This is a genomic window from Streptomyces sp. NPDC102467, from assembly GCF_044765445.1.
Lineage (GTDB): Bacteria > Actinomycetota > Actinomycetes > Streptomycetales > Streptomycetaceae > Streptomyces.
The window spans coordinates 1-24,420 of sequence record NZ_JBIWKA010000005.1 but is presented as its reverse complement, the minus strand read 5'-3'; the positions used below and the strand labels follow the sequence as shown (position 1 = coordinate 24,420).

General features: G+C 72.5%; 28 protein-coding genes. 12 read left to right on the top strand and 16 right to left on the bottom strand.

Features of this window, described 5'->3' with window-relative positions:
* The first annotated feature begins 127 nt into the window (after nt 1–127).
* The gene (locus ACIREE_RS11125; RefSeq protein WP_404149507.1) at nt 128–1,003 is read left to right on the top strand and encodes an undecaprenyl-diphosphate phosphatase; all 876 of its coding nucleotides are present in this window, start codon (nt 128–130) and stop codon (nt 1,001–1,003) included.
* A gap of 21 nt (nt 1,004–1,024) precedes the next feature.
* Here the strand turns inward: ACIREE_RS11125 and ACIREE_RS11120 are convergent, their stop codons facing one another.
* A complete protein-coding gene (locus ACIREE_RS11120; RefSeq protein ID WP_404149506.1) occupies nt 1,025–1,738 on the bottom strand; it encodes an SDR family NAD(P)-dependent oxidoreductase in 714 nt (237 codons plus the stop codon).
* A 101-nt stretch (nt 1,739–1,839) separates the two neighbouring features.
* On the opposite strand from ACIREE_RS11120, the gene ACIREE_RS11115 reads away from it, so the two are divergent.
* Nucleotides 1,840–2,745, top strand: a complete 906-nt coding sequence (locus tag ACIREE_RS11115; protein WP_404149504.1) for a helix-turn-helix transcriptional regulator — start codon at nt 1,840–1,842, stop codon at nt 2,743–2,745.
* 58 nt (nt 2,746–2,803) lie between these two features.
* Nucleotides 2,804–2,980, top strand: coding sequence for a hypothetical protein (locus tag ACIREE_RS11110; protein WP_404149501.1), 177 nt, complete (start codon nt 2,804–2,806; stop codon nt 2,978–2,980).
* A gap of 53 nt (nt 2,981–3,033) precedes the next feature.
* Here ACIREE_RS11110 and ACIREE_RS11105 read toward each other — a convergent pair whose 3' ends face one another.
* Nucleotides 3,034–3,813: a glucose 1-dehydrogenase gene (locus tag ACIREE_RS11105; RefSeq protein ID WP_404149499.1), complete on the bottom strand. Its 780-nt coding sequence runs from the start codon at nt 3,811–3,813 to the stop codon at nt 3,034–3,036.
* A gap of 20 nt (nt 3,814–3,833) precedes the next feature.
* Nucleotides 3,834–4,499, bottom strand: coding sequence for a hypothetical protein (locus ACIREE_RS11100; RefSeq protein WP_404149496.1), 666 nt, complete (start codon nt 4,497–4,499; stop codon nt 3,834–3,836).
* A gap of 283 nt (nt 4,500–4,782) precedes the next feature.
* Here ACIREE_RS11100 and ACIREE_RS11095 point away from each other — a divergent pair, with 283 nt between their 5' ends.
* A complete protein-coding gene (locus ACIREE_RS11095; RefSeq protein ID WP_404149494.1) occupies nt 4,783–5,253 on the top strand; it encodes a nuclear transport factor 2 family protein in 471 nt (156 codons plus the stop codon).
* Nucleotides 5,254–5,366: 113 nt separating this feature from the next.
* Nucleotides 5,367–6,941, top strand: coding sequence for an apolipoprotein N-acyltransferase (gene lnt, locus ACIREE_RS11090; RefSeq protein ID WP_404149492.1), 1,575 nt, complete (start codon nt 5,367–5,369; stop codon nt 6,939–6,941).
* Between the two features lies 1 nt (nt 6,942).
* On the opposite strand, the gene ACIREE_RS11085 is transcribed toward lnt, so the two are convergent.
* Together ACIREE_RS11085 and ACIREE_RS11080 are read right to left on the bottom strand one after the other, a co-directional pair.
* A complete protein-coding gene (locus tag ACIREE_RS11085) occupies nt 6,943–7,848 on the bottom strand; it encodes a Gfo/Idh/MocA family protein (RefSeq protein WP_404149489.1) in 906 nt (301 codons plus the stop codon).
* Between the two features lie 62 nt (nt 7,849–7,910).
* Nucleotides 7,911–9,116 (bottom strand): FAD-dependent oxidoreductase, encoded by a 1,206-nt coding sequence (locus tag ACIREE_RS11080; protein WP_404149486.1) that lies wholly within the window; start codon nt 9,114–9,116, stop codon nt 7,911–7,913.
* A 112-nt stretch (nt 9,117–9,228) separates the two neighbouring features.
* On the opposite strand from ACIREE_RS11080, the gene ACIREE_RS11075 reads away from it, so the two are divergent.
* Nucleotides 9,229–9,885, top strand: coding sequence for a TetR/AcrR family transcriptional regulator (locus ACIREE_RS11075; protein WP_404149484.1), 657 nt, complete (start codon nt 9,229–9,231; stop codon nt 9,883–9,885).
* Nucleotides 9,886–9,965: 80 nt separating this feature from the next.
* Nucleotides 9,966–10,433 carry a hypothetical protein gene (locus ACIREE_RS11070; RefSeq protein ID WP_404149481.1) on the top strand — a complete coding sequence of 156 codons (468 nt, stop codon included), beginning with the start codon at nt 9,966–9,968 and terminating at the stop codon, nt 10,431–10,433.
* A gap of 44 nt (nt 10,434–10,477) precedes the next feature.
* Here the strand turns inward: ACIREE_RS11070 and ACIREE_RS11065 are convergent, their stop codons facing one another.
* The 7 genes from ACIREE_RS11065 to ACIREE_RS11035 all read right to left on the bottom strand — a co-directional run bounded on the left by ACIREE_RS11065 (nt 10,478) and on the right by ACIREE_RS11035 (nt 16,575).
* Nucleotides 10,478–11,047 carry a hypothetical protein gene (locus tag ACIREE_RS11065; protein ID WP_404149478.1) on the bottom strand — a complete coding sequence of 190 codons (570 nt, stop codon included), beginning with the start codon at nt 11,045–11,047 and terminating at the stop codon, nt 10,478–10,480.
* Nucleotides 11,048–11,134: 87 nt separating this feature from the next.
* Nucleotides 11,135–11,818 (bottom strand): uracil-DNA glycosylase, encoded by a 684-nt coding sequence (gene ung, locus ACIREE_RS11060; RefSeq protein ID WP_404149475.1) that lies wholly within the window; start codon nt 11,816–11,818, stop codon nt 11,135–11,137.
* A gap of 137 nt (nt 11,819–11,955) precedes the next feature.
* Nucleotides 11,956–13,557: an ABC transporter substrate-binding protein gene (locus tag ACIREE_RS11055; protein ID WP_404149472.1), complete on the bottom strand. Its 1,602-nt coding sequence runs from the start codon at nt 13,555–13,557 to the stop codon at nt 11,956–11,958.
* Between the two features lie 130 nt (nt 13,558–13,687).
* On the bottom strand, nt 13,688–14,455 hold the full coding sequence (locus ACIREE_RS11050; RefSeq protein WP_404149470.1) for an SDR family oxidoreductase: 768 nt from the start codon (nt 14,453–14,455) through the stop codon (nt 13,688–13,690).
* 17 nt (nt 14,456–14,472) lie between these two features.
* Nucleotides 14,473–15,234, bottom strand: a complete 762-nt coding sequence (gene fabG, locus ACIREE_RS11045; RefSeq protein WP_404149467.1) for a 3-oxoacyl-ACP reductase FabG — start codon at nt 15,232–15,234, stop codon at nt 14,473–14,475.
* A 133-nt stretch (nt 15,235–15,367) separates the two neighbouring features.
* Nucleotides 15,368–15,766: a DUF3037 domain-containing protein gene (locus tag ACIREE_RS11040; RefSeq protein WP_404149465.1), complete on the bottom strand. Its 399-nt coding sequence runs from the start codon at nt 15,764–15,766 to the stop codon at nt 15,368–15,370.
* Complete coding sequence (locus ACIREE_RS11035; RefSeq protein WP_404149463.1) at nt 15,763–16,575, bottom strand: HipA family kinase; 813 nt, start codon at nt 16,573–16,575, stop codon at nt 15,763–15,765. The genes ACIREE_RS11040 and ACIREE_RS11035 overlap by 4 nt, the downstream gene beginning before the upstream one ends.
* A gap of 108 nt (nt 16,576–16,683) precedes the next feature.
* On the opposite strand from ACIREE_RS11035, the gene ACIREE_RS11030 reads away from it, so the two are divergent.
* Complete coding sequence (locus tag ACIREE_RS11030) at nt 16,684–17,139, top strand: Rieske (2Fe-2S) protein (RefSeq protein WP_404149460.1); 456 nt, start codon at nt 16,684–16,686, stop codon at nt 17,137–17,139.
* Here ACIREE_RS11030 and ACIREE_RS11025 read toward each other — a convergent pair.
* Nucleotides 17,126–17,767 (bottom strand): cysteine hydrolase, encoded by a 642-nt coding sequence (locus tag ACIREE_RS11025; protein WP_404149458.1) that lies wholly within the window; start codon nt 17,765–17,767, stop codon nt 17,126–17,128. The genes ACIREE_RS11030 and ACIREE_RS11025 overlap by 14 nt on opposite strands.
* Before the next feature lie 126 nt (nt 17,768–17,893).
* On the opposite strand from ACIREE_RS11025, the gene ACIREE_RS11020 reads away from it, so the two are divergent.
* A complete protein-coding gene (locus ACIREE_RS11020; protein ID WP_404149455.1) occupies nt 17,894–18,361 on the top strand; it encodes a pyridoxamine 5'-phosphate oxidase family protein in 468 nt (155 codons plus the stop codon).
* 45 nt (nt 18,362–18,406) lie between these two features.
* Here ACIREE_RS11020 and ACIREE_RS11015 read toward each other — a convergent pair whose 3' ends face one another.
* The gene (locus tag ACIREE_RS11015; protein ID WP_404149452.1) at nt 18,407–19,327 is read right to left on the bottom strand and encodes a LysR family transcriptional regulator; all 921 of its coding nucleotides are present in this window, start codon (nt 19,325–19,327) and stop codon (nt 18,407–18,409) included.
* A 75-nt stretch (nt 19,328–19,402) separates the two neighbouring features.
* Between ACIREE_RS11015 and ACIREE_RS11010 the strand changes: the two genes are divergently transcribed.
* Nucleotides 19,403–20,344, top strand: coding sequence for a DMT family transporter (locus ACIREE_RS11010; RefSeq protein WP_404149449.1), 942 nt, complete (start codon nt 19,403–19,405; stop codon nt 20,342–20,344).
* Between the two features lie 18 nt (nt 20,345–20,362).
* Here the strand turns inward: ACIREE_RS11010 and ACIREE_RS11005 are convergent, their stop codons facing one another.
* Complete coding sequence (locus ACIREE_RS11005) at nt 20,363–21,694, bottom strand: aminotransferase class I/II-fold pyridoxal phosphate-dependent enzyme (RefSeq protein WP_404149446.1); 1,332 nt, start codon at nt 21,692–21,694, stop codon at nt 20,363–20,365.
* A gap of 37 nt (nt 21,695–21,731) precedes the next feature.
* Here ACIREE_RS11005 and ACIREE_RS11000 point away from each other — a divergent pair, with 37 nt between their 5' ends.
* On the top strand, nt 21,732–22,409 hold the full coding sequence (locus ACIREE_RS11000; protein WP_404149443.1) for a pyridoxamine 5'-phosphate oxidase family protein: 678 nt from the start codon (nt 21,732–21,734) through the stop codon (nt 22,407–22,409).
* The gene (locus tag ACIREE_RS10995; protein WP_404149441.1) at nt 22,409–23,056 is read left to right on the top strand and encodes an FMN-binding negative transcriptional regulator; all 648 of its coding nucleotides are present in this window, start codon (nt 22,409–22,411) and stop codon (nt 23,054–23,056) included. Before ACIREE_RS11000 ends, ACIREE_RS10995 begins: the two co-directional genes overlap by 1 nt.
* 4 nt (nt 23,057–23,060) lie before the next feature.
* Here ACIREE_RS10995 and ACIREE_RS10990 read toward each other — a convergent pair whose 3' ends face one another.
* On the bottom strand, nt 23,061–24,032 hold the full coding sequence (locus tag ACIREE_RS10990) for a DMT family transporter (RefSeq protein ID WP_404149439.1): 972 nt from the start codon (nt 24,030–24,032) through the stop codon (nt 23,061–23,063).
* Between the last annotated feature and the right edge of the window lie 388 nt (nt 24,033–24,420).

Below are 24,420 nucleotides of genomic sequence, written 5' to 3'. Positions count from 1 at the left end.
CCCGTCACTTTCGGGCGCTACGCTGCCCTCGCACGCGCCCGGGGCTCAGGTCCCGGGGGCTCGCAGAGCCCTGCCCGGACCGCGTTCGCGGCCGGGTCCGCCCGCACCCTGGATCGCGAATCTCCCCATGTCTTGGTTCGAATCATTCATTCTCGGACTCGTCCAGGGGCTGACGGAGTTCCTCCCGATCTCGTCGAGCGCCCACCTCCGCCTCACCGCCGCCTTCGCGGGCTGGAGCGACCCGGGCGCCGCCTTCACGGCGATCACCCAGCTCGGCACGGAGACCGCGGTGGTGATCTTCTTCCGCAAGGACATCGCGCGGATCATCTCCGCCTGGTTCCGCTCACTGACCGACAAGGCCATGCGCGGCGACCACGACGCCCAGATGGGGTGGCTCGTGATCGTGGGCTCGATCCCGATCGGCGTGCTCGGTGTCACGTTCAAGGACCAGATCGAGGGCCCGTTCCGCGACCTGCGGCTGACGGCGACGACGCTCATCGTGATGGGCGTGATCCTCGGCGTCGCCGACCGCCTCGCGGCGCGCGACGAGACGGGCGGCCGGCACCGGGCCATCCGCACCCGCAAGGAGCTCAAGGACCTCTCCGTCAAGGACGGCCTGATCTACGGCGTCTGCCAGGCGATGGCCCTGATCCCCGGCGTCTCCCGCTCCGGCGCGACGATCAGCGGCGGCCTCTTCCTCGGGTACACCCGCGAGTCGGCCGCCCGCTACTCGTTCCTCCTCGCCATCCCCGCGGTACTCGCCTCCGGCGTCTTCGAACTCAAGGACGCGACAGAGGGCGGCCACGTCGCGTGGGGCCCGACGATCTTCGCGACCCTGATCGCCTTCGGTGTGGGCTACGCGGTCATCTCCTGGCTCATGAAGTACATCTCCAGCAAGAGCTTCATGCCGTTCGTCTACTACCGGGTCGCGCTGGGCATCGCCCTGTTCGTGCTGGTCAGCATGGGTGTGCTGAGTCCGCACGCCGCCGAGTCCGCGGGCTGATCCGGCGCGCCCGCGCCGCCGTCACCAGGCCACGGGGCCCTGCGCGTCGAAGTACCCGCCCGTCGGTCCGTCGGGCCCGACCTGGGCCATCCGGACGATGATCTCCGCGCCCTGCTCCACGGTCTGGACGCCCGTGTTGCCGTTGAGGTCGGTCTTGGTGAAGCCCGGCTCGACGGAGTTGATCCGGATCTCGGGGAACGCCTTCGCGTACTGCACCGTGAGCATGTTCACCGCGGTCTTCGACGCCGGGTACGCGATGCCCGGATAGCCGTACGCCGGGGTCGACGGGTCGGTGACCAGGGCCATCGAGCCGAGGCCGCTGCTGACGTTCACGATGACGGGGGCGGTGGAGCGGCGCAGCAGCGGCAGGAACGCGTGGGTGACGCGCAGCGTGCCGTAGAGGTTCGTCTCGAACAGCGGGCGCAGGGTGTCGACGGTCTCCTCGGCGGGGGCGACGATGCCGTTGCCGTCGGTGCGGCCCTCGATGCCGGCGTTGTTGACGAGGATGTCCAGGACACCCCCTGTGTCGGTGTCGATCGTGCGGACCGCTGCGGCGACGGACGCGTCGTCGGTGACGTCGATGACGACGTGGCGTGCGCCGAGCTCCTCGGCGGCGCGGCGGCCGCGCTCCGCGTCGCGGCTGCCGAGGTAGACGGTGTGCCCGGCGGCGAGGAGACGGCGGGCGGTTTCGTGGCCGAGGCCCTTGTTGGCTCCGGTGATGAGTGTCGTGGTCATGGGTCCAGGTTCCGTCCGGCCCGCCGGCTCAGCCAGCCGTCCCGGCTTCCTGGGACTCCCGGTACCAGGAAGATCGGCACAGGACGGTGCACAGTGGGGACATGGTGAGCACGGAGTCCGCGTCCTCTGGTCGGTTCCGGGCCTTCGGGGATGCGGTGCGACGGTGGCGGGACCGGGTCGCGCCCGAGTCGGCGGGGCTCACGGCGGTGGGGCAGCGGCGCGCGGCCGGGCTGCGCCGCGAGGAGCTGGCGCTGCTGGCCGGCATCTCGGCCGACTACGTCACCCGCCTCGAACAGGGCCGGGCCACCCATCCGTCGGACCAGGTCGTGGAGGCGCTCGCCCGTGCGCTGCGGCTCTCCACGGCCGAGCGCGCGCATCTGTTCCGGCTCGCCGGCCTGGCGCCGCCAGGACCCGACCGGGTGCCCGCCACGCTCACGCCGAGCGTCCACCGGCTGCTGGAGCGGCTGACCGGCACGCCCGTCGCGGTGTTCGACGCGGCGTGGACGCTGCTCCTGGCGAACCCGCTGTACACGGCGGTGCTGGGCGAGCGCCCCGAGTGGCGCGGCCACGGGCGCAACGGCGTCTGGTGGACGTTCCTCGGCCCCCCGGGCCGGGTGCGGCAGAGCCCCGAGGCCCGGCACGCGATGGAGGCGGCCCTCGTCTTCGACCTGCGGACGACCGCGGGCCGCTATCCGGCCGCCTCGCGGCTCGGCGAGCTGATCGCCGAACTGCGGGCGGGCAGCCCCCGGTTCGCCGAGCTGTGGGAGTCGGGGGCGGTCGGGCGGCACGAGGCCGCGCGCAAGACGGTCGAGCACCCCGAGGTCGGACCGCTGACGCTGGACTGCGACATCCTGACCGTCGCGGGCGACGATGTGCGCGTCATGGTCTACACGGCCGAGCCCGGTTCCCCGGACGCCGACCGCCTGACGCTGCTGGCCACGACGGTGCCGCCCGCTCTGCCGCGGACCGCCTTGGACGCCAACTCCGGTACGGACCTGATCACTTGACGCAGCCGAGTGCTCGCTCAGGGTTCCCTTTCGGCCGCTCCGGCTTTAGCCTTGGCGCATGCCGCCTGTCACGTATGGTTCCGTGCGGTCTGCCGAAGAGGTGAACGAGCAGATCCGGGGCTTGTGGCTGCGCGCGGGCGGACGACTCTCCGCCGAGCAGCGCGCACAGTACGCGCTGCTCGTGACGGAGTGGGCCGACGCGGTGCGCGCCGAGGGCGCCCGCGAGGCCGCCTGATCCGGCGCCCGGCTCGACCGGCTCTCGGTCGGGCCGACTTCAAGGACGGGCTCTCAGCGACCGCCCGCCACCCTCACCACCGTGCCCGTCGTGTACGCGGCGTCGTCCGAAAGCAGCCAGGAGATCGCCGCGGCGACCTCGTCCGCGGTACCGGCGCGGCGCAGCGGGATGCCGGGGCCGGCCTGCGCGGCCCGGTCGGGCGCGCCGCTCGCCGCGTGGATCTCGGTGTCGATGATGCCCGGCGCCACCGCGTTGACCCGCACGCCCGCCGGGCCGAGCTCTTTGGCGAGGCCGAGGGTGAGCGTGTCGACGGCGGCCTTGGACGCGGCGTAGTGCACGTAGTCGCCGGGGCTGCCGAGGGTGGCTGCGGCGGAGGACAGGTTCACGATGGCGCCCGTTCCGGCGGCGCTCATGTCCCGGGCCGCGCGGCGGCAGCACAGCAGGACACCGAGGACGTTGACGTCGACGACGCGGCGCAGGTCCTCGGTGCTCGCCTCGGCGAGCGGGCCGAGCGCGGAGGTGACGCCCGCGTTGTTCACCAGGCCGGTGAGCGGGCCGAGGCGCTCCACCGCTTCGTCGAACATCCGCTCCACGTCGGCTTCTTGGGACGTGTCCGCGCGGAGGACGACACAGCGGGCACCCGCGGCGACCACGGCTTCGGCGACCCGGTCCGCGGCGTCCTTGTCATGGACGTAGGAGAGCGCCACGTCGTGCCCGTCGCGGGCCAGCCGCAGAGCGGTGGCGGCGCCGATGCCCCGGCTGCCACCGGTGACCAGGGTGACGGGACGGTGGGCGTCCCGGATATCGGCGAAGTGGGTGGCGGAGCTGGTCACGTGGTCCTCCCTGATGGTGATCATGTCGCGCGGGGGGCACCGTACCAGCGCCATTTCCCTACGCGCTCGCGCCCGGGGAGGTCACCGCGACCGGTCAGCCACAGCAGGGCCGACCATGGCTCGGCGCCGTCGGGGGCATCGGGGAAGAGGCGGTGCAGCGTTCGGGCGCAGAGGTCGGCGGGCGGCACGAAGTCCACGCCGAGCCCCTGCGCCAGGTCGTGGGCGTGCAGCAGCGTCTCGACGACACCCATCGCGGCGAAGCCCTCGGGGTCGCTGATCCCGAAGACGTGGTGCGCACGCGCGGTCGCCGGCGTCACCCGCGTGACGGCGGCGAGCAGGCCGCCGCAGGACTCGAGCACCTGGAGCAGCCCGGCCGGTCCGGCCGCCGGGTCCGCCGTGATGGTGTTCGCGGGCCCCTCGGGGCGGCGCCGCGACCAGCCGAAGCACTCCCGCTCGTCCGTCGAGGGCCGCGGCGAACCGATCTTGGCCGCGTACCAGAACAGGTCGTCGGCGAGGTGCTCGCCCGTCTCCCAGCACGTCCACTCCAACGATCCCGCCGGGACGTCCCAGTCGGCGTCGAGGGCGGGGCGCAGCGCGGCCACGGCGAGTTCGACGGCCTGTGTCACGTCGTCGGCGGTGACGGGCCCCGGGTGCGGGGGCGTCGCGGTGTTGAGGTCAGCTGGCATGGGGCGACCGTAACAGCGATCCGTACGGCCGCCCCGGGGATTTTCGCCCCGCCGGTCAGGCCTTGCCCTGGCCCGCCTTCTTGGCGATGCGGCGCCTCTGACGCGGCGTCAGTTCTTTGCGGCCCGTCTGCTTCCCGTACACGGCCTTGCGATCGGCGTTCTTCATCAACTACCCCCACATGGCTCCGAGTTGACCGATCTGCTCACGGCCGGATGCTACCCGCGGAAATCCTGATCGCGCACGCCCCTTGGCTGTGCGCACCGGGGGCTCGACACTTGGCCGATGACGCAGCGTGTGGAACTGGCGACAGTCCTGGACCGGCTCGCGGTCGACGAGTTGGTGACCGGGTACGCGGTGGCCGTGGACGACGGCGACTGGGCGGCCTACCGGGCGCTGTTCGCACCGGACGGCCGCGCCGACTACCGGGACGCCGGCGGTGTGGAGGGCAGCGCGGAGGAGATCGCGGGTTGGCTGACGGCCACCATGGAACTGTTCCCGATGCGGCAGCATCTGATCGTGAACCGGCTGGTGCGGTTCGACTCCGTCGACCGGGACATCGGCGACACGGCCCACGTCCAGGCCGACTACATCAACCCGATGCGCTTCGCGGGCGACGGCACGGCACCGGACTTCGTGTGCGGCGGCCGGTACGCCTTCGCTCTCGTCCGCGCGCACAGCGGCTGGCGGCTGCACCGGGTGACCGTCCACGAGAAGTGGCGGCGCACCCCGGAGCGGTCCGCCGCCGACGCGTGAGAGCCTCCCCCACCTCGCCCGGCGCCCGCCTGTCGTTGATCGTTTCCGGGGCGCACACTGAGGGCACGCGACGGGTGTTGTCGGGTGTCGTACGAACAGGGAGGCGCGGGCCCATGGAGCAGTGGCGGCAGCGGCTCGGCTCATCGTCCTGGTGGCGCGGCGGCGCGGCTCTCCTCGCGGGCGCGCTGCCCGCGCTCGCGTTCCCGGCGCCGTCGCTGTGGTGGCTCGCGTATGTGGCGCTGGTGCCGTGGATGCTGCTGGCGCGCTCGGCGGGCACAGCGCGCCGCGCGGCCCTCGACGGCTGGCTCGGCGGCCTCGGGTTCATGCTGGCGGTGCACCACTGGCTGCTGCCGAGCCTGAACGTGTTCACCGTCCTGATAGCGGCGCTGCTCGGTGTGTTGTGGGCGCCGTGGGGCCTGCTGTTGCGCAGGCTGCTGCACGGTGTGCCCTCGCCGGGCCGGGCGGCGGCCGCGCTCGTGGCCGTCCCCTCGGGCTGGCTGATGGTCGAACTGGTCCGTTCCTGGCAGGGGTTGGGCGGCCCATGGGGTCTGCTCGGCTCCAGCCAGTGGCAGGTGGTGCCGGCGCTGCGGCTCGCCTCGGTGGGCGGCGTGTGGCTGGTGAGCCTGCTCGTGGTGACCGTGAACACCGGGATCACGGTCCTTCTTGTCGCGCGCGGGGCGCGGGCCCCCGCGGTGGCCGGGCTCGTCGCGACCGTCGCCGTCACCGGTGCGGCCTGGGCGTGGGCCCCGCGTCCGCAGACCGACGGACAGCTGCGCGTCGCCGTGGTGCAGCCGGGTGTGATCGATGGCGCCGACAGCGGCACGCGCCGGTTCGACCGCGAGGAGGCGCTGACCCGCCAACTGGCGGGCCGGGACGTCGGCTTGGTGGTGTGGGGCGAGAGCAGCGTCGGCTTCGACCTGGCCGAACGTCCCGACCTCGCGCGCCGGATCGCGGCCCTCTCCCGGGCCGTGGACGCGGACGTCCTGGTCAACGTGGACGCGCGCCGCCCGGCCTCCGGCACGGGCCCACAGGGCCAGGGCATATACAAAAGCTCGGTGCTGGTCGGCCCCGACGGCCCGACGGGCGAGCGCTACGACAAGATGCGGCTCGTCCCCTTCGGCGAGTACGTGCCCGCGCGCTCGCTGCTCGGCTGGGCGACATCGGTCGGCAAGGCGGCGGGTGAGGACCGGATGCGGGGCACGCGCCAGGTCGTCATGGACGTACGGCACGGGAACCGTGATCTGCGGGTCGGGCCACTGGTCTGCTTCGAGTCGGCGTTCCCCGACATGACGCGCAGTCTGACCCGGGACGGGGCGCGGCTGCTCCTCGCGCAGTCGTCGACGTCGACCTTCCAGCACAGCTGGGCGCCCGAGCAGCACGCGTCGCTCGCCGCGATGCGGGCCGCGGAGACCGGCCGTCCGATGGTGCACGCGACACTGACCGGCGTGTCCGCGGTCTACGGCCCGAACGGCGAGCGCGCGGGCGCCTGGCTGCCCACCTCGGCGAGCGCCGCTCGCGTGTACGAGGTGCCGACGGCCCACGGCAGCACGCTGTACGTCCGCTTCGGCGACTGGCCCGTGCACGCGGCGGTGACGATCCTCGCGGTGCTGGCGGCGGCAGAGGCGGCCCGCCTGCTCAGGCGCAGGACAGCGGCGTCCGAGGCGCCGCCCGCCCACGTCGGGCTCTGAGTCAGGCGGTGCGGCGCGCCACCTCACGGACGACGCGCTCGCACAGCTCGTGCGTGGCGAGGGCGTCGCGGGCGCTGAGCACCTTGCCCGCTCCTACGGCGTCGAGGAAGGAGAGCACGACCTGCTCGATACCGCGCTGGCGGGCGACCGGAACCCAGTCGCCGCGGCGGCGCACGGTCGGCTGGCCCTTGTGGTCGACGACGTCGGCGAGGTTGATCACCTGCCGCTTGGTGTCCTGCCCCGACACTTCGAGGATCTCCTCGGTGGAACCGCTGAGCCGGTTCATGACGCCGAGCGCGGTGAAGCCGTCGCCCGCGAGCTGGAGCACGACGTGGTGCAGCAGGCCGTCCTCGACGCGGGCGCGCACGGTGACGTCGTCGACCGTGCCGGGCACGAGGAAGCGCAGGGTGTCGACGACGTGGATGAAGTCGTCGAGGATCATCGGGCGCGGCTCCTCGGGCAGACCGACCCGGTTCTTCTGCAGGAGGATCAGCTCGCGCGGGTGCTCGACACACTGCGCGTACCCGGGCGCGTACCGTCGGTTGAAGCCCACGGCCAGGCTGACGCCGCGCTCCTCCGCCAGCCTCACCAGCCGCTCGGAGTCGGCGAGTTCGTAGGCGAGGGGCTTGTCGACGTACGTGGCGACGCCCGCTTCCAGGAGCCGCGTCACGATCTCGGGGTGCACGGCGGTCGGCGCGTGCACGAACGCCGCGTCGAGGCCCTGCGCGAGCAGCGTGTCAAGGTCGGCATGGCGCTGCGCGTCCGGGATGTGGAACTGGTCGGCGACGCGCGCGAGGGTCGCGGGCGTACGCGTCTGCAGATGCAGTTCCACCCCGGCCCGCGTGGTGAGCACGGGCAGGTACGCCTTCTGCGCGATGTCCCCGAGTCCGATGCAGCCGACCTTCACGTCCTGTACTCCTCTGTAGCCCTGCCCCGTCGCATTCGGCAGCATACGGGGCCGCACCTGCGCTACACCCGCTCGTCGACGTCCACATACGGCCGTTCCTGCGGGGGCCGCCAGTCCGCGATGCCGTCCATGCCGCGCAGCATCAGCGCGGGCCCGACGAGGCCGACGGCGCGGACGGCCGCGTTCCGCAGGGCGATGCCCGGCCGGTTGCCGAGCATGTTCACGCGGCTGACCGTCCTCGCCCGGCGCGCGACCAGCGCCGTGCGCGGCTGTCGCACGCGGGTGTACCCCTCCAGGTCCAACGGGGCGTCCGGAGCGGCATGGTGGGCGAGGACGACCGCGTCCTCGATGGCCTGATTGCCGCCCTGGCCGAGCATGGGGGTCATGGCGTGCGCGGCGTCACCGAGGAGGGCGACGCGGCCCCGGTGGAAGGCGGGCAGCGGTTCGGCGATGTGGTGGACATCGTGCCGCAGCACTCCGCCGGGCTCCACCGCGTCGAGAACAGCGGGGATCGGGTCGTGCCAACTCCCGTACCTGCGCAGGAGTTCCGCTCGCTCGTCGCCGTCCGCGGCGGCCCCTCCGGCGGGGGCCGTCGCGGCGGCGTACGCGTAGACCGTGCCGTCGGCGAAGGGGTGCGTGCCCCAGAGACGGCCGGGTCCCCAGGTCTCGTGCTCCACGAAGGCGCGGCCCAGCGGCGGTACGAGGACGCGCCAGGTGGTGAATCCGGCGTACGCGGTACCGGGATGCGCCGGGAACAGGACCTCGCGCACCCCCGAGTGGATTCCGTCGGCGCCGACGACCAACTCCGCCTCAAGGTCGCCCTCCGGGGTGGAGACCCGGGCGGGACGGCTCGGATCGGCCGGATCACCGGCATCGGCAAGGCGCGCGTCGGACGCGGTGCGCACGACATCGGCGGGGAGCCGGCCCGCCAGTTCGCCGATGAGAGTCGCGCGGTGCAGCAGGACGAGGGAGCCGCCGAACCGCTCGGCCGCGAGGGCCGGATCGGCGCGTGACAGCCAGCGGCCCTTCGGGGTGCGCAGGCCGCCGACGCCCTCCCAGGCGGCGAGGGAACGGACCTCGTCGCCGAGTCCGACCACATCGAGGGCACGCTGCGCGTTCGGCGCGAGCGAGATGCCCGCCCCGACGGGCTTCAGCTCGCGCGCCCTCTCCAGGACGGTCACCCGCCAGCCGCGCAACTGGAGCGCCAGGGCGGCGGTGAGCCCACCGATGCCGCCGCCGACCACTACGGCCCTTGCCCTGGCTGTCATGACGCCTCCTATTGCGTGTCTTCAGGCGGTGGAAGATCCCGCCTCACTACACCTGTAGTGAGGCGGGATCAGGACAGTACTACACCTGTAGTAACCGCGATAGGTTGTCCCCATGTCCCCCACGTCCCGCGCATCCGCAACCGCAACCGCAACCGCAACCAACAACCCGAACGGCCCGGAGGGCTCCCGCCCCGACCGGATCGCCGACGCCGCCCTGGTGCTGCTCGCCGAGCGAGGCATGCGCGGCCTGACCCACCGCGCGGTGGACGAGGTGGCCCACCTGCCGCAGGGTTCGACGTCCAACCACGCCCGCACCCGGCTCGCCCTGCTCGAAGCGGCCGTGCGACGGCTCGCGGTGCTGGAGGGCAAGGTGCTCGCGGTCGACGAACTGCCCGGCCCCGCCGGCGGCCTGCCCGCCCTGATCGACGGCATGGCCCTCGCCTTGCACCGCTATCTGACGAGCAACCCCCAACTACTGGTCTGCCGTTATGAGTTGGCCCTGGAGGCGACACGCCGTCCCGAACTGCGCACGTTCTTCGACGAGACGGGCAGCCAGTTCCGCCGGCCGCTGACGGCCCTCCTGCGGTCCGCCGGGTCGCACTCCCCCGAGCGGCACACCCTGTCCCTGGTGGCGTGGACCGAGGGGACGATGTTCTCGTGCGTGGCGGGTTCGTTCCACACCGCGGTGCCGAGCCTCGCGGAACTGCGCGAGGGGTACGGGGAGTTGCTGCACGGCATGCTCGACACCCCGCACGTCATCGAGGCGTGAGGCATCCGCCGTCACCCGTGCGGGGCAACCTCGCCCGCTGCGGTTCCCTCACCGCGGTCACGTCCAGCAGAGTTGCGCGGGTGCCCAGAAAGTCCAGCTCAGTCGCGCTCCTGGTGACGGCGGCCGCCGCCGTCACCGCTGCCACCGCGTCCGGATGCATGAGCGTCCACACGCCGACCGCACCGACCGCGCCCTCACCGTCCGTCGTCGCTCCGGCGCCCCGCCCCGACGGCCGCGCCGACCGGCCGGCGGTCCAGGCCCCCGCGCGGGAGGCCCTGAAACGCACCGGCCCCTCGCCGCACCGCGCCCCCGCCGCACCGCACACCGAGGCCCCGCCCCCTCCTCCCCCGGATGCGAAGGCGCCGGTCCGCCGCGCGGCACCGCCGAAGCCCGCGCCCCGCACGGCCGCGCCCGAGCCCGCGCCCGCGCCGCGCTCCGTACCCAAGGCCCCCGCCCAGACCGATGTCTGCGCCCTGGGCCGCCAGTACGGCGGCTGGGACCCGGACAGCCCACAGTCCGTGATCTGCCGGAGCGCGTACGGCAGTTGACCCTGCGCAGCACCCCGCCCCCACGCCCGGCGCGGGCCGCCCCGTCAGGAACTACGGCGCGGCGGCCCCAGCGGCTCGCCGCCCGGCCGACCGCCGCCCTCCCCGTTGCCGCCCTTGCCGCTCTCGTCGCCCTCGCAGGGCAGCCCCGACACCCGCTGCTCGAGCCGGGTGAGGGCGGCGCGCACCCCGTCCCCGTATCCGTCGTCACCCAGGGCATCGACCACCGACCAGGCCCGTGCCAGGTGGTTGCGGGCCGCGTCGGGGCGGCCCACCTTCACATAGTCCGCCGCCAGATTCAGGTGCAGCGAGGGATACAGGGCGCGCAGCGCGAGGGAGCCCTCGTGCGCCGCGAGCCGTTCCCCGGTGAGCCCGTCGGCGGCGGCCAGCGCGCGCAGGTCCCAGGCCAGCTCGTCGGCCGGGTCGTCCTGGGTGTCGGCCATGTAGTGCGCGAGCGTGCAGCGGTGCAGCGGGTCGCCGTCCTCGCCGATCTCCGACCAGAGGCCGAGAAAGCGGTCCCGCGCCTCCTCGCGGTCCCCGGCGTGCGCCAGCATGACCGCCTGCCCGATGCGGGTCATCATGGCGTCGTCCGCCGCCTGCGCGCGCTGCTGGGCCACTGGCTCCTCCAAGCTCCCGACCGGCCGGGCGCCGATCGCGGCTACCGACGCTAACGGCCGCCGCCGACAATCCAGGTCAGGCGCGGCTCAGCCCAGATCCGGGATGCGCCAGTCGATCGGCTCGTGGCCCTGCGCCGCCACGGCCTCGTCGATCTGCGTGAACGGCTGCGAGCCGAAGAACTTCCGCGCCGACAGCGGCGAGGGGTGCGCCCCCTTCACGACGATGTGCCGCTCGGTGTCGATGAGCGGGAGCTTCTTCTGCGCGTAATTGCCCCACAGGACGAAGACCGCCGGGTCGGGGCGGTCGGCGACGGCCCTGATCACGGCGTCCGTGAACTTCTCCCACCCCTTGCCCTTGTGCGAGTTGGCCTCACCGGCCCGCACCGTCAGGACCGCGTTGAGCAACAGCACACCCTGCTCGGCCCACGGCATCAGATATCCGTTGTCCGGGATAGGGGTGCCCAGCTCGGACTGCATCTCCTTGTAGATGTTCCGCAGCGACGGCGGCGTCCGCACCCCGGGCCGCACCGAGAAGCACAGCCCGTGCCCCTGGCCCTCCCCGTGGTACGGGTCCTGCCCGAGGACGAGCACCTTCACCTTGTCGTACGGCGTCGCGTCGAGCGCGGCGAAGACTTGCTCTCGCGGCGGGTAGACGGGCCCCTTCGCGCGCTCCTCCTCGACGAACTCGGTGAGCTCCTTGAAGTAGGGCTTCTGCAGCTCCTCGCCGAGGACGCCGCGCCAGGACTCGGGCAGCATCGCGGTGTCGGTCACGTCAACAACCTCCGGGGGTAAGGGCACTTGCACGGCCGCACGCGTGTCACCACCCGCACTGCCGCTTTCGACACCCACGAACCTACCGGCGCCCACTGACATGCACGGACCGGCGGCCGTTCCCGCCCCGTCCGGCCTCACCAACTGGTCTTGCGCTGCAGCTCCCACATCATCATGATCGTCGACGGGTCGAGGGCGCGTTCGCCGCCGGAGATCTCCTCGCTGGACGCGATGTACTGCTTGCCCTGCCACAGAGGCAGCAGCCGGGCGTCGTCCGCCATGATCTGCTGGGCCCGCTCGAACTGCCGCACCGTGGCACCTCTGTCACTCTCGCCGCGCGACTGCGGCAGCAGCCGGCCGGTGATCTCGGGTGACACGTACGGTGTGCTCACCGCGTTCTCCTGGCCCACGAAGGGCGCGATGAAGTTGTCGGCGTCCGGGAAGTCCGGGAACCAGCCGCGCCCGAACACCGGGTACTCGCCGGCGCGGTACCCCTTCTCGTACGTCTTCCACGGTCGGCTCCTGAGCGTCACCGTGAACAGTTTCGATGCCTCCAACTGGCGCTTGATGGCGGCGAATTCGGGCGCGGTCGCGGAGCCGTAGCGGTCGGTGGCGTACCAGAGGGTGAGGGGCACCGGCGCGGTGATGCCCGCCTTGGAGAGGAGCTCGGCCGCCTTGGCGGGGCTGGGATCGCCGAAGTCGTCGAAGAAGTCGGTGGTGTGGCCCGCGAGGCCTCTGGGGACCATGGAGTACAGCGGTTCGACGGTGTCCTTGTAGACCTCGTGCGCGATGGCCCCACGATCGACGACCTGCGCGACGGCCCGGCGCACGGCGCGCTTGCCCGCCCAGGGGTCCTTGGGGTTGAACACGAGGTAACTGATCTCCGTGCCCGCGCCCTCGACGAGTTGCAGACCCGCGGTGACGTGCTTGCCCTGGAGGTCCACGACGTCCTCGGCCGCGAGACCGCGGAAGGTCGCGTCGATCTTCTTGGACTTCAGTGCGGTGACCATCTCGGACGACGTCTTGAAGTAGCGGATCGTCACGGCGCCGTTCTTGCGGTCCGCGAACCCCTTGTAGTGGGGGTTTTCGACGAGCTCCGCCTTCTTGTCGTCCGCATAGGCCTGTAGTGCGTACGGGCCGGAGCCGGTGACCTTGCCGTCCGCGCGCAGCTCCTTGGCCGGATACTCCTTGGGGTCGACGATCGACATCGCCGGGGTGGCGAGGACGAACGGGAACGTCGCATCGGGCTTCTTCAGGTGGAACGTCACGTCCCGATCGCCCTGGGTCTCGACGCGGTCGAGGCTGCCGAGCAGGCCCTTCGGACCGCCCCTGACTCCGATCGCGCGGATCCGGTCGATCGAGTACTTCACGGCCGCGGCGTCGAGCCGGTCCCCGTCGGAGAACTTCATGTCCGCGCGCAGCTCGCAGTGGTAGACGCGGTTGGCGGTGTCCTTGAAGGAGCAGTTCGCCGCGTCGGCCTCCGGTTGCGCGGCACCCGAGGGGAAGGCGACCAGGGTCTGGTACACGTTGCGGAACAGCTCCCAGGAGCCGTCCCAGGAGGCCGCCGGATCGAGGGTGCTCGGCGCGCTGGTGGTCCCCACCACGATCGGTTTCTCTTCCTCCGAGTCGCCGGATCCCAGCGGTCCGCACCCGGCGAGCAGGGCGGTGGAAGCAGTCGCCGCCAAGATGCATGGGGCAAGCAACCTTACGAACACGCGCACGCTCCTTGATCGGGCCATGCCAAGGGTCGGCAGACCATATCGCAGAGCCCCGCCGGTTCGACCACCTGGACCGACGGGGCACTTCACGCGCGAGGACCTTTGTCAGACGTTGTCACCCGACGCCTGCAATGTGCCCTGCGGAACGTCGTCAGGCGACGCCCGCGTTGAGGAAGATGCCGCCGTCCACGACGAGCGTCTGCCCGGTGATCCAGTCGGCCTGGTGCGAGGTGAGGAACGCGGCGGCGCCGCCGATGTCCTCGGGCACGCCGAGCCGGCCCAGCGGGTAGCCGGCCGCGGCCTCGGCCTCCCGGCCCTCGTACAGGGCCTGCGCGAACTTGGTCTTCACGACCGCGGGCGCGATCGAGTTGACCCGCACCTTCGGCGCGAACTCATGCGCCAGCTGGAGCGTCAGGTTGACCATGGCGGCCTTGCTCATGCCGTACGCGCCGATGAACGGCGAGGCCGACACCCCGGCCACGGAGGCGATGTTGACGATCGCGCCGCCGTGCTCGCTCTGCCAGGCCTGCCACGTCCGCTGCGCGAAGCCGAGCGCCGAGATGACGTTCGTCTCGAAGACCTTGCGCGCCACGTTCAGGTCGAGCTCGGCCATCGGGCCGAACACCGGATTCGTACCGGCGTTGTTGACGAGGAAGTCGACGCGGCCGAACGCCTCCATGGTGCGCTCGACGGCAGCGGCCTGGTGCGCCTCGTCGTGGGCCTTGCCGGCTACGTAGATGACGCGGTCGGAGCCGAGGGTCTCCACCGCCTCCTTGAGCGCGTCCTCGCCGCGTCCGGTGATGCAGACGCGGTCGCCGCGCGCGACGAAGGCCTCGGCGATGCCATAGCCGATGCCCCGGCTCGCGCCGCTGACGAGCGCGACCTTGCCCGAGAGGGGCGGGAGTTCAGAAGTCGTCATGTGCGTTGTCCCCGGCCTTAGTTGAGCGGTCCGCCGGCTACGTACATGACCTGGCCGGAGACGAAGCCCGCCGCGTCGCCCGTGAAGAAGGCGATGGCGTTGGCGATGTCCTCGGGGCGGCCCACGCGCGCCACCGGGATCTGCGTGGCGGCGGCGGCCTGGAACTCCTCGAAGCCCATGCCGACGCGCTCGGCGGTGGCCGCGGTCATGTCGGTGACGATGAAGCCGGGGGCCACGGAGTTGGCGGTGACGCCGAACTTGCCGAGCTCCTTGGCCAGGGTCTTGGTGAAGCCCTGCAGACCGGCCTTGGCGGCGGCGTAGTTGACCTGGCCGCGGTTGCCGAGCGCCGACGACGAGGAGAGGTTCACGATCCGGCCGAACTTGGCGTCCACCATGTGCTTCTGGACGGCCTTGGACATCAGGAACGCACCGCGCAGGTGCACGTTCATGACGGTGTCCCAGTCGGAGGCGCTCATCTTGAACAGAAGGTTGTCGCGCAGCACGCCCGCGTTGTTCACGAGGATCGTGGGGGCGCCGAGCTCCTCGGCGATACGCGCGACGGCGGCCTCGACCTGCGCCTCGTCGGAGACGTCGCACCCGACGGCGAGTGCCGTGCCACCGGCGGCGGTGATCTTCTCGACGGTGTCCTTGCAGGCGGCCTCGTCGAGGTCGATCACGGCTACGGCGCGGCCTTCTTCGGCCAGACGGATCGCGGTGGCGGCGCCGATGCCGCGCGCCGCTCCCGTGACGATCGCTACGCGCTGCTCAGTGGTGGACATGCTCTCGGTCTCCTCGCCCTAGAGGGCGGTCGCGCCACCCGGAACGGGTGAGCGACCGCTTAGTACCCTGTGCGGGTGACGCTAGAAGCCCTGGCACCCGGTGTCAACGTACCCACCCCGTGCCCCTGATCACTCAGCGCACCAGAAGCGCGAGCAGCCGCTCCGCCTCGGCCGCCGGATCAGCTGTCAGACCGGTGTGCACCGGGCCCGGCTGCACCACGGTCGACCGGGGCGCGATCAGCCACCGGTAGCGCCGGCCCGCATCGTCCGCCGCGGCCTGACCCGCGCTCTCACCGCCCCGGCAGTGCCGCTCGACGGCGCCCAGTACCGCGCGCACGCCGACCACGTCGGCCTCGGGGTCGAGAGCCAGCAGGCGGGCCTCGTCGAGATGCGTGAGCGCGGTGACGAAGGACTTGGCGCGGCAGTACACGACCACGCCCGCGTTGATCTGCTCGCCGCGCTCCACGCGCGGAACGACCCGCAGCAGCGCGTACTCGAAGACGTCGCGCGCGTGCTCGTGCTGCTCGTTCACTGGGACGCTCCTTGTGTCACCCAGCCGGTCGTTCGCGCGGCCGGGGCCACGTCGCCCGCCGGCAGTTCGATGCGCTCATGGACGGTCGCGGCGCGCTCCGCCAGCGTCTCGACGTACGCGCGCCGCACCGCGTCGGGGCTCGTGAACCCCGGCTCGTCCGTGAGCCACCCGTCGGGCACGTCGGCGGCCGCCCGCGCCAGGAGTTCTTCGGTGACGCGCGGCGCGAGTTCGGCGGCGGCCGCGGCGATGTCGGGCCCGAACGGAGCGAGGGCGTGGTCGGTGGCGTCGTACGGCTTTGCCGCCCAGGCCGGTGCGGTGCGCCAGTTGTGGTGCCAGATCATGCTGGCACCGTGGTCGATGAGCCACAGGTCCCCGCCGTGGACCAGCATGTTGGGGTTGCGCCAGGACCGGTCGACATTGTTGATCAGTGCGTCGAACCAGACGACCCGGCCCGCCTCCTGGGCGCCGACGGTGTACGCGAGCGGGTCGAAGCCGAGCGCGCGCGGCAGGAACCGCATCCCGAGATTGGTGCCGCCGCTCGACTTGAGCAGCCCTTGCACCTCCGGGTCGGGTTCGCCGAGTCCGATGACCGGCTCGAGGTCGAGGGCGACGAGCTCCGGCACCCGGAAACCGAGCCGCCGCGCCACCTGCCCGCAGATCACCTCGGCGACGAGGGTCTTGCGGCCCTGTCCCGCGCCGCTGAACTTCATGACGTACGAGACCAGATCATCGGCCTCGACCAGGCCGGGAAGCGATCCGCCCTCCCTCAATGGGGTGACATATCGGGTCGCCGTGACTTCGGTGAGCATGCGCCCAGGTTAGGAGATCGGCGAGACGTTGAACGCTCCGGGATCACCGCACGTACGGGAAAGCACCCCCACGGGATCCAGGTCCGCCCATCGAAAGGAACCGAGAACATGACCGCTCCGCAGGAAACCGCGCCCCTGGGCCCGGCGCCCACCCGCCGCACCGTCGTCGCGGCGGTCGGCGCCGCGGGGATCGCCGCCGCGCTGACCGCGTGCGGAGACTCGAAGGGCGGCGGGTCCGAACCGGCGGGCAACGCCGCGTCGGCCGGTGGCGGCGGGAGCGAGGAGCTCGCCAGGACCTCCGACATCCCGGAGGGCGGCGGCAAGATCTTCGCCGACGCGGGCGTCGTGGTGACGCAACCGAAGAAGGGCGAGTTCAAAGGGTTCACCAGCACCTGTACGCATCAGGGCTGCGCGGTGACCAAGGTCGAGGGCGGCACCATCGACTGCCCCTGCCACGGCAGCAAGTTCTCCATCGAGGACGGCAGCGTCAAGAATCCGCCGGCCACGCGACCGCTGGCCGAGAAGAAGATCACGGTCAGCGGCGACTCGATCAGCCTCGCCTAGGACGCTTCCAGGCGGCGAGCACGTCAGGTGTCGCCGTGATGGTGGCGACGAGGGCGAGGGTGTTGCGGATCATCGCGGGGGTGTAGTCGGAGGGCACCCCCGCGATGGCGTCGCCGGGGACGACGACCGTGTAGCCGAGGTTCACGGCGTCGAAGACGGCGTTCGGTATCGCTACGTTGGCGGAGACGCCGGTGACGACGAGGGTGCGGCAGCCGAGGTTGCGCAGGAGCGGGTCGACGTCGGTTCCCGCCAGCGGCGACAGTCCGTGCAGGCGGCGGACCACGAGGTCCTCGTCGGCCACCTCGACCGGCGGCGCGATCCGGACGGCCCTCGACCCCGAGAGCTGCTGTACGGGGAGGCGCTCCGCGGCCCGGAAGAGGCGTCCGTTGCGGTTGGCGCCGCGACCGTCGGGGCGTCGCTCGGCCACGGCGTGCAGCACCTGGACCCCGCTTTCGTGGGCGGCGGAGACGAGCCGGGCCACGTTGGCGAGCGCCCCCGACGACCGTGCCTCCTTGGCGAGTTCGGGCAGGGCGCTCTCGGTGCCGACGACGCCCTGCTGGCACTCGACGGTCAGCAGCACGGTGCTCGCCGGGGCGAGCAGCTCGGCCAGGTCCTCGCGCGTTGCCATGATTCCCCCTGTACTCGTACGTCCGACCCCTCCGGGGTGCTGGAGACTAGCCACCATTGCGCGGGACCGGAAGAGGCCGCATGCTGCATTTCTGACACACCGTCAGCTATTGAAGAGGGAGTGCCCATGACCGACACCCAGCGCCGGGGTCGCAAAATCATGATGACCTCGCAGGAGCTGGAGACGTTCCTCACCGAGCAGCGCACCTGCCGGGTGGCCACGGTGTCGGCCGACGGCACCCCACACGTGAGCCCGCTGTGGTTCGTGTGGGACGGGACGTCCTTGTGGCTCTACTCCCTTGCGCGCAGCCGCCGTTGGGCCGACCTGCGGGCCGACGGGCGGGTGGCCGTGGTGGTCGACGCGGGCGAGGAGTACGGCGAGCTGCGCGGCGTCGAGCTGTCCGGGCGCGTCGAGTTCGTCGGCGAGTCCCCGCGTACCGGCGAGCCGCTGCCCGAACTCGACGCGCCGGAGCGGCTGTTCGCGCGGAAGAACTTCGGGATGGCCGAGATGTTCCACGACGGGCGGCACGCCTGGGCCCGGCTGACCCCGGACAAGGTCGCGTCGTGGGACTTCCGCAAGCTGGCGGATCTTTAGGTCGCGGGCCAGGCGGACCGCGCACCGCGGGAGACGAGGCGCGGCTCAGCCCCGGTCAGCCGATTGTCCGAGGTCGGCCCCCACCTTCTGCAGCGCCTCCACGGCCGCCCGGATCGAGGGCCGCCGGTCGGCGTCCGCGCGCCACACCACGTACACGTGGCGCCGCACCTGCGACCGGACGGGCACCGTCACCACGCCCCGGGGCATCGGGTCGCGGCCGAGCAGCGGCGCCACGCACACACCCAACCCGGCGGAGACGAGGCCGAGTTGAGTGTGGGTCTCGGCGGCGCGGTGGCCGACCTGTGGCTCGACCCCCTTGGCGCGCAGCGTGAACATCAGCCACTCGTGACAGAACTCGCCCTCGCCCCAGGTGATCCACTCGTCGTCGGCGAAGTCCTCCAGGCCGATCTCGTCGCGGCCCGCGAGCGGGTGCCCTTCGGGCATGGCGACGTCCGCCGGGTCGTCGAGGATGCTCGCCTTGACCAGCCCGTCGGGCAACGGCATCGGCTTGTTGTGCCAGTCGAGCACGACCGCCATGTCGAGGTCGCCGCGGATCACTCCGGCGACGCCCGCCTCCGGCTCCAACTCCTGTGATCGCAGGCGCAGTTGCGGGTGTGCGGCGCGCAGCGCGGCGAACGCGGCCGGGAAGAGTCCGCGCGCGGCGGTGGGGAACGCGGACAGGCGCAGTTCGCCCACCACCTGCCCGCGCTGCGCCTCCAGATCGGACTGGGCCAGCTCGACCTGCGACAAGATGCGCGCGGAGTGCTCGGCGAGCAGCCGCCCCGCATCGGTCAGACGCACCCCGCGCCCGTGCTTGGCGAGCAGCTGCTGGCCGACCTCGCGCTCCAGCTTCGTCATCTGCTGCGACACGGCCGAGGTCGTGACGTGCAGCGCGTCGGCGGCGCCGCTCACCGATCCGTGCCGGGCGAGCGCGTCGAGCACCCGTAGCCGCTCCAGGTTCAACATGTAAGCGATGCTAAGCGATACCGCGCACAAAGTCTCGCTTGTGCTAAGGAGACGGCGGGCGCGATCCTTGCGTCCATGAGCACCGTCACCGCCGCCCGCACCGCGGCGACCTCCGCGAACCCCACCCCTCTTCGCCGCGCTCTCGACTGGCGGGTCCGCTTCGGCGTGCTCTCCCTCATCTGGGGCTTCAGCTTCCTGCTCATCAAGGTGGGCACGCACGGGTACGCCCCGTTCCAGGTGACGCTCGGGCGGCTGGTGTTCGGCACGCTGGTGCTCGTCGCGGCGATGGCCGTGAAGCGGGAGCGGCTGCCGCGCTCCGCCCGCACCTGGGGACATCTGACGGTCGCGGCGTTCCTGCTGAACGCGCTGCCGTTCTCCCTGTTCGCCTTCGCCGAGGAGACGATCCCCTCGACGCTGGCCGGCATCTGCAACGCGACGTCGCCGCTGTGGGGCATGGCCCTGTCCCTGGTCGCACTGTCGGAGGACCGGCCGACCCGGCGCCGGGTCGCGGGCCTCGGCATCGGTTTCCTGGGCGTCCTGACGGTCCTGGGCGTCTGGCAGGGCTTCAACGGCCTGGACGTGACGGGCACGGCGATGGCGCTGCTCGCCTCCTTCAGCTACCCGGTCGGCTGGATCTACGTCCGCCGCACGCTCGCGCACACCGGCAACTCCCATCTGTCGATGACCGGCGCACAGCTGCTCGTCGCCACGGTCCAACTGGCCGTCGTCACCACGCTGTTCACGTCCTGGCCGAGCCACTTCGCGGTCGTCCCGCTTCTTTCGATCGTCGCACTCGGAGCGCTGGGCACCGGCCTCGCGGTCCTCATCCAGTACGGCCTGGTCGCCGAGGTCGGTCCGACGACCGCGCAGATGGTCACGTACTTCATCCCGGTCATCGCGACCGCCGCGGGCGTCGCCGTGCTCGGCGAGTCGCTGAGCTGGTCGACGCCGGTCGGCGCGGTGATCGTCCTGGCGGGCGCGGCGCTCACCCAGTCACGGGCCCGCGCCAAGGCGTAGCCGCTCCCCGGGCCCGTGTCAGGCGTAGTACCGCGCCGGCGCGGGCGCGACCGCAGCCGCCACCGTCTCCGCCACAGCCTCGATCTCCTCGACAGCCAGCCGGGACACGGTGATCCGCACACCCGGCCCGGCCTGCATCCGGAAGCGGGCACCCGGCGCGACCGCCCACCCCGCGTGCAGCAGCCGGGCCACCGCGCCGGTCTCGTCGGGCACCGGGACCCACACGTTCATGCCGCTGCGCCCGTGGGCCTCGACCCCCCGCGCGGCGAGGGCCGCGATCAGCGCGTCGCGCCGCTTCCCGTACGAGGCCGCGACCGCCCGCGCGTCCACGGCGCCGCTCGCCCACAGTCCGGCCACCGCCCGCTGCACGATGCGGCTGATCCAGCCGGGCCCGAGACGCTGACGGCCGCGCACCCGGTCCACGGTGACGGCGTCGCCGGTGAGCACCGCGAGCCGCAGGTCGGGCCCGTAGGCCTTGGCGACGGAGCGGACGAACGCCCAGTGCCGAACGGTCCCGGCCAGCGGATGCAGCGGCAGGTCGACGATGCCATGCCCGTGGTCGTCCTCGATGAGCAGCACGTCGGGGTGGGCCGCCAGGACCGTACGCAGGGCCTTCGCCCGGTCCTGACCCACCGCGGCGCCGGTCGGGTTCTGCGCCCGGTCGGTCACCACGAGGGCCCGCACGCCTTCGCGCAGCGCCCGCTCGACGTCGGCCGGCAGCGGCCCGTCGTCGTCCACGCCGACCGGTACGAGGCGCAGCCCGAGAGCGGGCACCAGGTCGAGCATGCTGCCCCAGCCGGGGTCCTCGACGGCGACCGCGTCCCCGGCCTTGAGGTGGGCGGCGAGCACCCGCTCGATCGCGTCCAGCGAACCGGACGCGACGGCCACCGGCCCGTCGGGCACCCCGTCGGAGTCGAGATCGGCCCGCGCCAGGCGCACCAGCTCCGGCTCCAGCGGGTCGCCCCCGTACAGCACCGGCTCGCGGTCCCCGGCGGCGGCCGCGGCGGTGAACGCCGCGGCGAGCGAGGGCAGCAGCGCGGTGTCCGGGTTCCCGTCGGACACGTCCCGCACGCCCTGCGGCACGTCCACCCGGATGCGCTCCCGACCGGTCGTCGCCGGCTTCGGGCGCACCCGGCTGCCCCGGCGCCCCGCGGTCTCGATGACCCCGCGCTCCCGCAGGGTCCGGTACGCGGCCGCGACCGTATTGGGGTTCACGCCCAACTCCTGCGCCAACTCCCGCATCGGCGGCAGGAGTTGTCCAGGCTCCAGGTCACCGTCGGCCACCGCGCGTTCGACGCTCGCGGAAATCTCCGCCGCACGTCGCCCCTTGATCCGATACTCTTCTAGCACAAACCACAGTTTGCACTAGTGCAATGGAGTTCGCAACATGAGCGTGTCCCCTGAGCCGACAGCCGCCGCCTACGCCCCCACGGAGCGCACGGTGCCGACCCGCTCCAAGGAGCGCGCCGCCTACGACCGCGCCCAGGTCCACTCGATACTCGACGAGGCATACGTCTGCCACCTCGGCTTCGTACGCGACGGCGCCCCGGTCGTGCTGCCCACGCTGTACGGCCGGGTCGGCGAGCGCGTCTACGTGCACGGGTCCACCGGGGCGCGGCCGCTGCGCATGGCGGGACAGCAGGACCCCGGCCTGCCGGTGTGCCTGACCGTGACGCACGTCGACGGCCTGGTGCTGGCCCGCTCCGCCTTCCACCACTCCATCAACTACCGCTCCGTGGTGATCCACGGCACCGCACACACGGTCACGGACCCCGAGGAGAAGCGGCTCGCCCTGGACGCGCTCGTCGATCACGTGGTGCCGGGCCGGGCCGCCGACTCGCGCCCGGCCAACGCCAAGGAGCTCGCCGCGACCGCCGTGCTCAGCCTCGACCTCGCCGAGGTGTCGGCGAAGGTACGCACCGGCGGCCCGAACGACGAGCCGGAGGACCTCGACCTGCCGCACTGGACCGGCGTCGTCCCCCTCCAGCGGGGCTACGGCCCGCTCATCCCGGCGGACGACCTCGCCGACGGCATCGACGTGCCCGCGTACCTGCGGGACCTGTGATGCTGATCCACCCCTGGGACGCGGCGCGGGACGCCGCCGAGTGGCAACAGTGGCTCGCCGTCCACGACTTCGGACAGCTCGCGGTCAACGGGCTGCCCGGCGAGCCGCCGTTCGTCCAGCCGATGCACTTCGCCTACGCCCCGTCGGCCGGCGGCGAGTTCGGCGGGGTCGTCGCCCACCTGGCCCGCCCCAACCCGGTGTGGCCCGCCCTGGACGCGAACCCCGGGGTGCTGCTCAGCGTCGTCGACGACTACGCGTTCGTGCCGGGGCCGTGGCAGGCGCTGCCCGGCGCCCCGGCCGAGCACGGGACGCCGACCAGCGTGTACACCGCCGTGCAACTCCGCTGCACCGCCCACGTCGTGGACGACCCCGAGGAGAAGTCCGCGCTGCTCAACCGGCAGGTGGGCCACTTCCAGCCGCCCGGCCTCTCGGCGACGGTGGCGGTGGGCGAGGCGCCGTACGGGCGGATGCTGTCCGGGATCCGCGGCCTGCGGCTCGAAGTGACCGGCGTACGCGCCAAGTTCAAGTACGCCGGACACAAGCCGGAGGAAGTCCAGGATCGGATCGCGGCGGGACTCACCGAGCGGGGCGGCCCTGGTGACGCCGCCGCGCTGGCCGGACAGCGGCGGCGTCGCCAAGAGGCATGACGGCTCAGCCCGAGGCGGTCCGGGTCTCCGCCACGGCGAGGCCGAGGACCGCGGCCAGCATCAGGGCCGTACCCGCCACGGTCGCCGTGGTCAGCCGCTCCCCCAGGAGAGTCACGGCGATGACGGCGGCGCCCACCGGTTCGAGCAGCATGATCACGGACACCGTGGCGGAGCGCACGACGGCCGCGCCCGCGAAGTACAGGGTGTAGGCGAGCGCCGTCGGCACGGACGCCGTGTACGCCAGCAGGCCAAGCACCTCCAGGTGCTGGACCGTGTGCGGGACCAGACCCTCGGCCGCGCCGAACGGGAGCAGTGCGAGCGAGGCGACCGCGAACGTCCCCACGGTCGTGCCGAGTTGGTCACCGGCCCGGCCCGCACGCCCGAACCACCGGGTGAGCAGGGTCATCACGGCATACCCGGCCGCGGAGGCGAGGGCCCACAGCACGCCCAGGGGCCGCACCGCCGCGCCCCCGCCGCCCAGGATCAGCACCGCGAGCCCGCCGAGCGCACCCACGACGGCGAGCACACCGCCGCGGCCGAGCCGCTCCCCCAGGGTCAGCCGCGCGCCGAGCGCGATGAGTACGGGGCCCGCGCCGAGCGTGACGACGGTGGCGACGGCGAGCCCTGTCGCCCCGACCGCGGCGAAGTAGGCGGTCTGGAACACCGACAGGCACAGGCCGAGCACGAGGAACCGGACGGCTTTGCGGCCGCGCGGTTCGGATGATGCGGCGGCGGGCCTGCGCCACAGCACCCGGGCGGCGACGAGCAGGACGAGGCCGCCCGCGCACCGCCAGAACGACAGGGCGGCAGGACCCAGGTCGCTCTGCCGGAACACCACAGAGGCGGCGGCGCCCGCGGTGCCCCAGGCGATACCGGCGACGACGAGATACAACAGGCCGCGCGCAACGGGTAGTTGAGGCGCGGAACGGACAGTGGCACACGACACGGCTGAGCCGGCCGAGACAGCATTCGACACGTGGATCTCCACGGAAAGGGTCCCGCCGCAGCGAGGACCGGGGACACGGACCGTCCGCAGCGGGCGGCCGTCTCCCGCTCGGGACATACCCGAGCCGGGGATCTGTGTACGAAGAGGCGGCCGCCCGCGTCAGGGCCCGACAGGCGGATCCGTCCGGTCTCGGAAGGATCGACGCCCGCACACAGGCGATCCGGCGGATCAGGCAGCACCCTGCGGACCGGCACCGATCGGTGCGGGTCTGATGGGCGGCGGATCGCCGAACGTGCCCGGGTCCGGCCGAGCGGCCGGACGAGCCCTAGGTGTTCTGTCCGGGGAGGTTGTGGACGGGTGAGGCAGATCTCGGCTGAGGGATCTTGAACAGGTGAGGGCCTTCCGGTTCGGTGTGGAT

Excerpts from the sequence above, each read along its gene's own strand:
- ACIREE_RS11125 (WP_404149507.1), top strand. The coding sequence starts at position 128 with ATGTCTTGGTTCGAATCATTCATTCTCGGACTCGTCCAGGGGCTGACG.
- ACIREE_RS11120 (WP_404149506.1), bottom strand. The coding sequence starts at position 1,738 with ATGACCACGACACTCATCACCGGAGCCAACAAGGGCCTCGGCCACGAA.
- ACIREE_RS11115 (WP_404149504.1), top strand. The coding sequence starts at position 1,840 with ATGGTGAGCACGGAGTCCGCGTCCTCTGGTCGGTTCCGGGCCTTCGGG.
- ACIREE_RS11110 (WP_404149501.1), top strand. The coding sequence starts at position 2,804 with ATGCCGCCTGTCACGTATGGTTCCGTGCGGTCTGCCGAAGAGGTGAAC.
- ACIREE_RS11100 (WP_404149496.1), bottom strand. The coding sequence starts at position 4,499 with ATGCCAGCTGACCTCAACACCGCGACGCCCCCGCACCCGGGGCCCGTC.
- ACIREE_RS11095 (WP_404149494.1), top strand. The coding sequence starts at position 4,783 with ATGACGCAGCGTGTGGAACTGGCGACAGTCCTGGACCGGCTCGCGGTC.
- lnt (WP_404149492.1), top strand. The coding sequence starts at position 5,367 with ATGGAGCAGTGGCGGCAGCGGCTCGGCTCATCGTCCTGGTGGCGCGGC.
- ACIREE_RS11080 (WP_404149486.1), bottom strand. The coding sequence starts at position 9,116 with ATGACAGCCAGGGCAAGGGCCGTAGTGGTCGGCGGCGGCATCGGTGGG.
- ACIREE_RS11075 (WP_404149484.1), top strand. The coding sequence starts at position 9,229 with ATGTCCCCCACGTCCCGCGCATCCGCAACCGCAACCGCAACCGCAACC.
- ACIREE_RS11055 (WP_404149472.1), bottom strand. The coding sequence starts at position 13,557 with ATGGCCCGATCAAGGAGCGTGCGCGTGTTCGTAAGGTTGCTTGCCCCA.
- ACIREE_RS11050 (WP_404149470.1), bottom strand. The coding sequence starts at position 14,455 with ATGACGACTTCTGAACTCCCGCCCCTCTCGGGCAAGGTCGCGCTCGTC.
- fabG (WP_404149467.1), bottom strand. The coding sequence starts at position 15,234 with ATGTCCACCACTGAGCAGCGCGTAGCGATCGTCACGGGAGCGGCGCGC.
- ACIREE_RS11035 (WP_404149463.1), bottom strand. The coding sequence starts at position 16,575 with ATGCTCACCGAAGTCACGGCGACCCGATATGTCACCCCATTGAGGGAG.
- ACIREE_RS11030 (WP_404149460.1), top strand. The coding sequence starts at position 16,684 with ATGACCGCTCCGCAGGAAACCGCGCCCCTGGGCCCGGCGCCCACCCGC.
- ACIREE_RS11025 (WP_404149458.1), bottom strand. The coding sequence starts at position 17,767 with ATGGCAACGCGCGAGGACCTGGCCGAGCTGCTCGCCCCGGCGAGCACC.
- ACIREE_RS11020 (WP_404149455.1), top strand. The coding sequence starts at position 17,894 with ATGACCGACACCCAGCGCCGGGGTCGCAAAATCATGATGACCTCGCAG.
- ACIREE_RS11015 (WP_404149452.1), bottom strand. The coding sequence starts at position 19,327 with ATGTTGAACCTGGAGCGGCTACGGGTGCTCGACGCGCTCGCCCGGCAC.
- ACIREE_RS11010 (WP_404149449.1), top strand. The coding sequence starts at position 19,403 with ATGAGCACCGTCACCGCCGCCCGCACCGCGGCGACCTCCGCGAACCCC.
- ACIREE_RS11000 (WP_404149443.1), top strand. The coding sequence starts at position 21,732 with ATGAGCGTGTCCCCTGAGCCGACAGCCGCCGCCTACGCCCCCACGGAG.
- ACIREE_RS10995 (WP_404149441.1), top strand. The coding sequence starts at position 22,409 with ATGCTGATCCACCCCTGGGACGCGGCGCGGGACGCCGCCGAGTGGCAA.